General features: G+C 53.1%; 1 protein-coding gene. It reads left to right on the forward strand.

All coding sequences use genetic code 11. The features are described from left to right. Positions 1 to 495 precede the first annotated feature (495 nt). Positions 496 to 1812: an esterase-like activity of phytase family protein gene (locus NW863_RS12895; protein ID WP_414366840.1), complete on the forward strand. Its 1317-nt coding sequence runs from the start codon at positions 496 to 498 to the stop codon at positions 1810 to 1812. Positions 1813 to 1871: the final 59 nt, after the last annotated feature.

Here is a 1871-nt window from a genome sequence, read left to right on the forward strand (position 1 = left end):
GTTCCCCCTTCGGGGGGATCCCTAGAAATTGGAAACTGCTGAATTGGGATCCCAGATTGAGATCCCATTTTTGTTTCTCCTTCGGGGGTGTGCCCGGCAACTGGAGACGTGAAGCCGCTCTGCACACTCCCTTTGGCGTGCAGAGGTTTTCCTTGGAGAAAATCCCTAAAACTTAGAAACTAGAAAAACTGGGAAGGTTAAGTACTGTTAATCGATTGGTTAATTGACAGTTAATACTCCCTCCATTCCGCTTTTCAGCTAGTCTCTAAAAGTTGGAAGTATTCAGGTATAATGCTGCTTGGTTGCGGCTTAGGAGGCTTATTTTGCGGGGATCCCTGAAGTTTTCCCCAGCAGGATGGAGCCTGCTTTTCTGGAAGATATTTAGAAGCTGCGAACCAATGTTTAGCATGGTCTAGAGTTGGGAGTCGAAAGAGAAAGAGTGGAGGCACTATGAGAACCTCGCTTGCGCGCCTCGGTTTGGGGATCTTTTTGGGCATGGTTTCAGCCACGTCGGTTTCAGCAGCCGAAGCGGTTAAAGCCACCCTAGCTGGATATGCCGTGCTGCCGGCAATGAGTTTCGTGCCACCACCCAGCGATGCCGGTTCTGGCTTTGTGGTCTCTGGCCGCTTTGCGGCAATCAACAACCAGCGGGTCGAAGAGGTCGCCTCAGTTGAGGGCAAGTCGTTTGTTGATGGCCGAACCACCGGCATTTCGCTGCCCTTTGTTGGTCAGCCAATTCAGGGTTTTTCGGGGATTGAAACCCTGGCTCGCGACCGCTTCCGTGTTTTGATTGACAACGGCTTTGGCAGCAAGGCAAACTCCCCAGACGCCTTGCTCAGCTTTCACGAAGTAGCCGTTGACTGGGAGAGTGGCCAGGTGCGGTTGAACAAGTCGGTATTCCTACAGGATCCGAACAAAGTGATCCCCTTCCGCATTGTCAACGAGTTTACAACTAGGCGCTACCTTACCGGTGCTGATCTAGACATCGAGTCGATCCAAACTATTGGGGATCTGCACTGGATTGGGGATGAGTTTGGCCCCTACCTCATTGCCGTCGATAGCAACGGCAAAGTTGTAGCTTTCTTTGAAACCGAGGTTGAGGGCAAGGTAGTACGTTCCCCGGATCATCATACGTTTACCACACCGGCAACGCCGGGCCCGGTCAACTTTGAAGTGCGGCGTTCCCGTGGCTTTGAGGGCATGGCGGCTTCTCCCAACGGACAATTTCTCTATGCCATGCTAGAAGGTCCCCTCTACCTCGGCGAACCGCCGGCTCTGGAGACGGTGGAGGGCAAGGAGGTGCTGCGGATTCTGGAGTTTGACGTTAAGAACCGCAAGTGGACGGGCAAAACCTGGAAGTATCCGCTTGAGGTTGCCGGCAATAACATCGGCGACTTCAACATGATCGATGACACGCGGGCTTTAGTAATTGAGCGGGACAACAACGAAGGGGATCCCCGCCTCGCCTGCAAGGGAGAACAGAAGACGGATTGCTTCTCAAAGGCCGCTGAGTTTAAACGGGTTTACCTGATTGACTTGGCCCAGGTAGACAGCGCCGGCCTCGTCAAGAAGGTGGCCTATGTTGATCTGTTGGATATCGCCGATCCGAAAGGCATTGGCAAGACAGCCACAGTGGACGGCCGTTTTACTTTTCCATTTGTAACCATTGAGGACGTGGACGTGGTGGATGAGCAACACATTGTTGTAGCTAATGACAACAACCTGCCCTTCTCCGCCGGACGTCTGCCCAACGCTGCAGATGCCAACGAGTTCATCTTGTTGAATGTGGGCAACTTCCTCACGCTGCGCTGAGTAAGAGGGGGATCCCTTCTGTTCGCTGCCTCGCTCTTCTTTGGAGGGATCCCTGGAAA

This window comes from Synechococcus sp. B60.1 (assembly GCF_047462555.1).
Taxonomy (GTDB): domain Bacteria; phylum Cyanobacteriota; class Cyanobacteriia; order Thermostichales; family Thermostichaceae; genus Thermostichus.